Origin of the sequence: Desulfitobacterium chlororespirans DSM 11544, from assembly GCF_900143285.1 — a bacterium.
Lineage (GTDB): Bacteria > Bacillota > Desulfitobacteriia > Desulfitobacteriales > Desulfitobacteriaceae > Desulfitobacterium > Desulfitobacterium chlororespirans.
The window spans coordinates 1-6,627 of record NZ_FRDN01000031.1; the positions used below are offsets into that span (position 1 = coordinate 1).

Annotated in this window: 7 protein-coding genes, 1 other RNA gene and 1 pseudogene; 8 read left to right on the plus strand and 1 reads right to left on the minus strand. The window is 38.4% G+C overall.

The annotated features are described in order from the left end of the window. Positions 1-307: 307 nt before the first annotated feature. From BUA14_RS27060 to BUA14_RS27090, 8 genes and pseudogenes are all read left to right on the plus strand, one after another. Complete coding sequence (locus BUA14_RS27060) at positions 308-1,531, plus strand: GGDEF domain-containing protein (RefSeq protein ID WP_072775426.1); 1,224 nt, start codon at positions 308-310, stop codon at positions 1,529-1,531. Positions 1,532-1,590: 59 nt separating this feature from the next. Beyond that, positions 1,591-1,941: a transfer-messenger RNA gene (ssrA, locus tag BUA14_RS27065) on the plus strand. An 802-nt stretch (positions 1,942-2,743) separates the two neighbouring features. Then, a complete protein-coding gene (locus BUA14_RS27070) occupies positions 2,744-3,598 on the plus strand; it encodes an HNH endonuclease (protein ID WP_072775427.1) in 855 nt (284 codons plus the stop codon). Positions 3,599-4,102: 504 nt separating this feature from the next. Next, positions 4,103-4,405, plus strand: a complete 303-nt coding sequence (locus tag BUA14_RS27075) for a nucleotidyltransferase family protein (RefSeq protein ID WP_072775428.1) — start codon at positions 4,103-4,105, stop codon at positions 4,403-4,405. After that, a complete protein-coding gene (locus BUA14_RS27080) occupies positions 4,395-4,790 on the plus strand; it encodes a HepT-like ribonuclease domain-containing protein (protein WP_072775429.1) in 396 nt (131 codons plus the stop codon). Before BUA14_RS27075 ends, BUA14_RS27080 begins: the two co-directional genes overlap by 11 nt. 86 nt (positions 4,791-4,876) lie before the next feature. Next, positions 4,877-5,215, plus strand: a pseudogene (locus BUA14_RS29030) (hypothetical protein); the annotation flags it as partial. Positions 5,216-5,246: 31 nt separating this feature from the next. After that, positions 5,247-5,498: an AAA family ATPase gene (locus BUA14_RS27085; RefSeq protein WP_282433404.1), complete on the plus strand. Its 252-nt coding sequence runs from the start codon at positions 5,247-5,249 to the stop codon at positions 5,496-5,498. A 14-nt stretch (positions 5,499-5,512) separates the two neighbouring features. Beyond that, positions 5,513-6,004: a TOPRIM nucleotidyl transferase/hydrolase domain-containing protein gene (locus BUA14_RS27090; RefSeq protein WP_072775431.1), complete on the plus strand. Its 492-nt coding sequence runs from the start codon at positions 5,513-5,515 to the stop codon at positions 6,002-6,004. Between the two features lie 369 nt (positions 6,005-6,373). Here BUA14_RS27090 and BUA14_RS27095 read toward each other — a convergent pair. Continuing rightward, on the minus strand, positions 6,374-6,627 hold a 254-nt coding region (locus BUA14_RS27095), incomplete at its 5' end, for an ATP-binding protein (protein WP_178371826.1).

Sequence of the window (6,627 nt, forward strand, 5' to 3'; positions counted from 1 at the left end):
ACTGGCCCATGGCCTACAGCCAAATGATGATCTTCTTTGCAGACAGGCTGACAGCGTAAGGTCTTGAGGGCGCTGCCCTCAAACTCCCGAGGTTTATCCGCTTGAAGCTTACCGATGAACAAAAAACGGCGGAAGACATCTCCACCGTTCATCGTATAAGCTGCGACAGGCGTTGGGTCGCTCCTCAGCGTGGCCCTAGTTATGCCGCAATAATAGTATTGCCAATTATCTGGATGATTATTCCATTTACACTGAAATAGATTCACACCCATAGGCTAGCTAATCCATTAACCAAAGGATGATGCTGATGATTGACTTGCAGACCTTATTTATCATGACGATATCTGTTCATTTTGTCATTGCCATATCGATGCTAATCTACTGGAAGACCCAAAAAACCTATCCGGGATTCGGCTATTGGGCTATGTCTAATGTAGTTGCCGCAACATTGTATGTTCTCACTGCAGCCAGACCTATCTTACCTGTTTTTGTATCCATAATCGTGGGTAATATCGCAGCCGTACTCGCTATAATGATTCGTTATGAAGGGGTCAGAGCTTTTACCGGCCAAGCCGTTGCGACAAAGAAGAAAAATATAGTATCTTTGCTTACTATTTTCATCATCTTAATTTATTTTACCTATGTGGATGATAACCCCCTAATGCGCCTGCTCTTCCTGACGATCTGGCTTATCTATTATGGAGGATGCATTGCTATTGGTATTCTTAAAGGAGGGACGATCTCTCACAGATTAACACCATGGATTATCTCCATATCCCACGTTTTTTGTGGTATTGTTTTAGTAGTTCGCAATATTGTCTGGTTCTTGGATCCTTCAGCCCGCAACGCTCTTCAACCGGTATTTATTAATATTACGCTTGCTTTTACAGAGCATATCATGGACGTCATCGTGGCGATGGCCTTCCTGATGCTCAATAGCCAGAGATTAGCCCAGGAACTGTTTGAATCCCAAAAGGAATTAGAAGATCTGGCAACAACGGATCCACTGACCGGAATAAGCAATCGTCTCAAACTTAACGAGCTTGGCAATAATGAGATGATACGTTCACGAAGATTAAATCACCCTTTTTCAGTTATTGTCTTTGATATTGACCATTTTAAAGAGGTTAACGATACCTGCGGTCACCCTATCGGTGATAAATTACTTGTTGAACTAACCAAAAAAATCAAAGCAGAGATCCGGGATATTGATTTTTTCGGCCGTCTGGGCGGGGATGAATTCGTATTGCTCTTTCCGGAAACCTCCATTCAAAAATGTCATGCTGTTGCGGAGCGATTGCGTCAAGTTACAAATGATGTTGCCCTGCAATTTGAGGATATAACGGTACATGTAAGTATTAGTCTGGGCATTGCGGAAATGACTCTTGAAGACTCCACTATAGAGGACCTCCTGAAACGTGCCGATGAAAATCTCTATAAGGCCAAACACTCAGGCCGGAATATTACCTTTGGCAAAGATGATTCTTTGGAATTATTATCAAAAATATCTAAAGAAAAGCTGGAAAACTAAGATGTACCGCTATCTTTTATGCAAAAAAATGATATACTATGTATTGTAAAACAACACAAGGGGGCGTTTTAGACTCGCTCGGGGAAGCGGTGGCAAGAGTTGCGCGTCGAGATTCCACCTGGTCTCGTTAAACGGTGGACCTTAATAGTTAACAACGATAATTACGCTCTAGCAGCTTAATTGCTGCTAGCATCCTGCCTTCTTAGCCTACGATGAAGGGTCAGGGTGTCAAATTAGTAGGACCGCTCTAATGACAATTCTCGGAGTCATTAGCTAAGATTATCGAGATAGCCTCGGAAGGATCCTGCCTTCTGGAGCCCATGAGGCGAAGTTTAAAGAGAAGGATACACGCGTAGACGCTTTTGTGGCAGCTCTTCGATACAGGGGTGCAATTCCCCTCGCCTCCACCAATCAAAACCCTCGAATTTTGGTGGAGATACATAATGAAAGCCTTGAGGTACATTAAGTTGTACGACTCAAGGCTTTTTTGCATGTTAGGATGAAATTCTGTTGGTATCCTATTCATATCAGACTCTAAAGGATTTTAGAAAGGATATGCGGAGACGAATTGAAGAGTGACGTTTCTATGTATGGGCGTTTAGCAAAGGAACTTAGCATGTGCAATGGCTCATTGAAGCTAATCTAGAATGCAGAGAAAAAGACTACCTAATAAATAAAACAAAGCAATTTGAAGAAAAGAAGGTTTGGGTTTAGAGTAAAATGGTAAAATTAAATTAGGAGATGGTAATCAAAAATAGGTAAATTGACGCTCAAGGCCGAATTTGACCTGACACGAGCATTAGCCAATCCGTTATAATGTCTATTATCCAATTTAAAAAATATTAGAAGAAAAGATTTCAATCAATGACAATGTTGTGTATACGCCGTAGTTTCTTGAACTTAGGAAGGGAATGAGGTTGATCCCATCGGCCTAAGAGAGATAAATCACCTGATGATGAGTGTGATCCTGAAATAAATAATTGATATGTAAGTCGCAGTTTGCACATCAATTAGCGGATGAGATACATACAGTTTTTGCAAATTGGTTTAACGAAGAAATGGCCGATAACTATGAGAGTTATACCAAAATAGTTAATTTGATATGGGCAAATAAGGAAAAGCCGATTTTTGGATCGTCATAACACCTGTTATAAGATCCAAGAGGAAAACAAAGGCTAAATTGATCTTAAATATAGGAATGGAGGAAATGGTATGACGATATCGGATGAAATAGCATCAGAAGTCCTATCAAAATCTGCAAGGCATTGTTGCGTGTGCAGGAACTTTTTGCCGCTAAAAATTCAGGTGCATCATATTAGAGAGCAAAGTGATGGTGGAACAAATGACTTTGATAATTTAATGCCTATATGTATTCAGTGTCACTCCGATATTCATACAATACCTCATATGACTCGCAAATTTACCGAAAAAGAATTGAAAAAATGTAGAGATAATGTATATGATATGGTAGCTTGTGGTAAGCTACCTGCTACTAAGCCGATGACTAGGAATGAACTTGAAGTAGTATCTTCATTACTTGCATATACTCTTAGGAATAATAAAGATGAAGATAATCTGAGTGATGAGGCAATAGAGCTACTTTCTATTATGCTTTGTGAAAGATCGCCTATATTTATCAGCAAAGTACCAACCATCGGTGAAATATCAAATAGCGATTTATGTGTACTTAGTATCGGAAGTCAGCAGCTATTTCCCAAAGAAAGACAGGTAGGGCAATATCCAAAATCTATCATAGAACTATTAGCTAGAGGGTTAATTCAATCAAAAGGGAATGAACTTGAAATAACTGAAAAGGGTGAAAAACTTGTTTCTAAACTAGTTCAAACTACGGCGACTTATACTCAAAAGAAAGTTAAATGTTTAAAATGTGGTTTGCACTTTATAATCTGTACTTGGGAGAGAGATAGACACGATAGTTCCTCAATTCATTGTCCTGAATGTGGACAAAACGAGAGTCTATTTTTGGTTTGGACACAACAAAAATTTGGCTTTATATTTCAAGATGTTCCCGGCAAATCAACAGTATATGATGTTCCACGGAAATAAAGCAGAAGTTCCTCATCCAAATTATGACGATCATTATTAAGAATGTCAGCTTTTATTAACTGAAATTCCGGATATTTCAATATTTGAATACATATAGCAACAGTTGACGCTGACAACTGTTGCCTATTTTGTTTTATTTTAAGAAAAGAGTTCTTTGATATCCTAAATCTCGCAAAGATTTACCATATACAAACGTAAACCTAGATGACATAAGACTTTGCGCTGCTCCATCCCCAAAGTATATAGTGTTGACATGCTATGAGGGTTTAAAATCCTGAAACACTTGAGACTCTGGTGCTTCAGGATGTATATGATATTTTATTGCGGGATTTAAGTGATATTTAATTGTAGGGTGATATATAATTTGTTGGTATTCTCGGATCTAAATCAAATGGTACAAAGAAAGAAATAACCCCTAATATTTGTAGGAAGTGTTCAATGATTTATGGTATACTATTTCCATAGAATGGGTTTTGGGTGAGGTTGTAGAAAGGATGAGCGGTTGTGTTAGCACAATGCTATAAGATTGAGGATATCAGGGCAATTGTATCCGACGTTGCTAGACAGTATGGTGTGGAACGGGTTGTCCTTTTTGGTTCTTATGCAAGATGTGAGGCTAAACCCGGTAGTGATGTTGATTTACGGATTGATAAAGGTGAAATTAAGGGATTGTTTGAACTGTCAGGGTTTAAGCTGGACCTTGAGGAACGTTTGAATTTATCGGTTGATGTGGTAGAAACGGAAGGATTGAGCGAGAAATTTCTGAAAAGGATTGGGGAGGAGGAGATCCTTTTATATGAGCAATAAGGAGAGAAATATTGATATCTTAGAGAGGATAATCGGATATTGTTCTGAGGTTAAACATACACAATCATTCTTTGAAGATTCTTTTGAAGAGTTCAGTACAAACTCAATTTATAGAAATGCTATATCACTATGCCTTTTGCAGATCGGTGAATTATCTGGTCATCTTTCAGAAGATTTTAAGCAACGATACAATGAGATGCCATGGAAGAATATTAAGGGTTTAAGAAATATTGTGGCTCATCAATACGAAAGTGTTAATACTAGGACTTTATGGGAAACGGTAACTCGAGATATTCCCCAGCTTCATAAATACTGTAATGGAATTATTGAAAACTACCGGATTTTGGAACATGATTCGATCGAGGATGAAGATGAATACGAATAATAGCAAGTCCAAGGGCGGCTTAATTGGCTGTCTTTGCTGCAGATAGAATATGAGGCCCAAGACTTTCCCCAAGAAAATACCGCAAACCAATAACTCATCCAATATCACATTTGACATTAGGTCAATATGAAAATTGCAGGATTCTGGTTCAAACAGGGATAACACCATCACATATAACGCACAATAATAAATTCTCTGTGTTTAAAGAGTGTTTTGAAACAACGATTCTTGAAGAAGAGGTAGGAATTAATGCATTTAAGCGCTCCTATTTACAAATTATGATATGCATTTTTTCTTGCCTAAGGGAATGTAAATTATTTTGTGTAAATGGAAATTCTACATCAAAGTTTATTTGGTTAGACTATAGTTGGCTCTTGCCAATTATGGAGGATAAGGAAATGCTGGAGAGCAACCTGAGCGCCTAATTGGTTCTGCCACCAAAGAGGGGAACCGGAAATCTATCTACATCCCAACGCAATTAATAAAATGCGAGACACAATTTATAATTTGGCAGAGAGCGGAAACAATCAAATTGTATGTACAACACATTCGCCATATATGATTGACATTAGTAAAAAGCCCGCTCAGGTGTTGAATAACTTATGCGCTACCAAAAAAGATGATATTTTGGATGATGGGCAAGTGGAAATCGTTAGCTCAGTACCTTTTAATGTGACAGAAGAATACCAAAAGTTGCAAGAGAATTAAAAGACTACATAAAAATGATACTTAAGGTTGATGACACTATAGCTAAAAGTTTTTTTGTAAAAAAGGTCCTTATAGTTGAGGGTGACACCGAACAAGTAGTGTTAACTGAAACATTTAACAAAATGCCAACTAATTTAAAAACAAATATCTTGTCGGATTGGCATATAATACGAGCACGCGGAAAAGCCACAATTATTGCTTTAGTTAAGTATTTAAAATCCATGTCTATAAATATTTATGTAATACACGATGGCGATTTTGGTATAGCCGGAGCGGAAAAGTTTAATGAACCAATACGACAAACTTTAAATAGCGATGAGCAATTAATTGTTTTGCAAAACTGCATTGAAGATGTATTGGGATACACAGTACCTACCGCAGATAAACCATTTAAGGCATATAAGCACATTTCTGAAACGTGGACTGATTGGAATAGCGTTCCTGAAGCTTGGAGAAGATGTGTAGAAAAAATATTTACGGGCGGCAATATAATTGTTCAAGAATAAGGCATCTTTTATTACCTAACGCCTCAAAATTTTAGGTAATAAAAGATGCCATGCGGTCAAACCCGCATGGCATTAGTTATTTTGGGGTATTTGACACCTGATTTTTTACCTTGTAATTTTAGAGATAGCATCGGCAGTTTTTCCTATACTGTAGGGAGTCGCACCTTCGTTACGATTCAAAATATGAAATTCATTGACGAAAGCAAGGGGCACACAGGGACAAAAGTTCTGGTGCCTTTTGTTTCTAAGTAATGTTCTTCTCTACACTGCCCCGAACCAGTTCCTTGATCTGTTAGTAGTGTCAATCAAAAAGTTTACCACCGTGACAGCCAAAAAATTGACCACCCTCCAGGCGGTTACTTCAGTTAATTAATCGTTAATTTTGTTTCCCTTGCTCTGCTTAAACCGGTAGGATTCACCTATGAACGGAATAACATGGGCATGATGGGTTATCCGATCCAGTAAAGCTACGGTTAGTGCATTGTCGCCAAATACCTCCCCCCAACGGCCAAATTCCAGGTTTGTGGTTATGATCAGGCTGCCACGTTCATAGCGTTCTGAGCAGAACTGGAAAAGCAAAGGACTGCCCGCGCCCAGATTAATGTAGCCCAGTTCATCGAGAA

What these genes read in the sequence shown, in the direction of transcription:
- BUA14_RS27090 (WP_072775431.1), top strand. Translation starts at nt 5,513, where the DNA reads ATGATACTTAAGGTTGATGACACTATAGCTAAAAGTTTTTTTGTAAAA.
- BUA14_RS27080 (WP_072775429.1), top strand. Translation starts at nt 4,395, where the DNA reads ATGAGCAATAAGGAGAGAAATATTGATATCTTAGAGAGGATAATCGGA.
- BUA14_RS27070 (WP_072775427.1), top strand. Translation starts at nt 2,744, where the DNA reads ATGACGATATCGGATGAAATAGCATCAGAAGTCCTATCAAAATCTGCA.
- BUA14_RS27060 (WP_072775426.1), top strand. Translation starts at nt 308, where the DNA reads ATGATTGACTTGCAGACCTTATTTATCATGACGATATCTGTTCATTTT.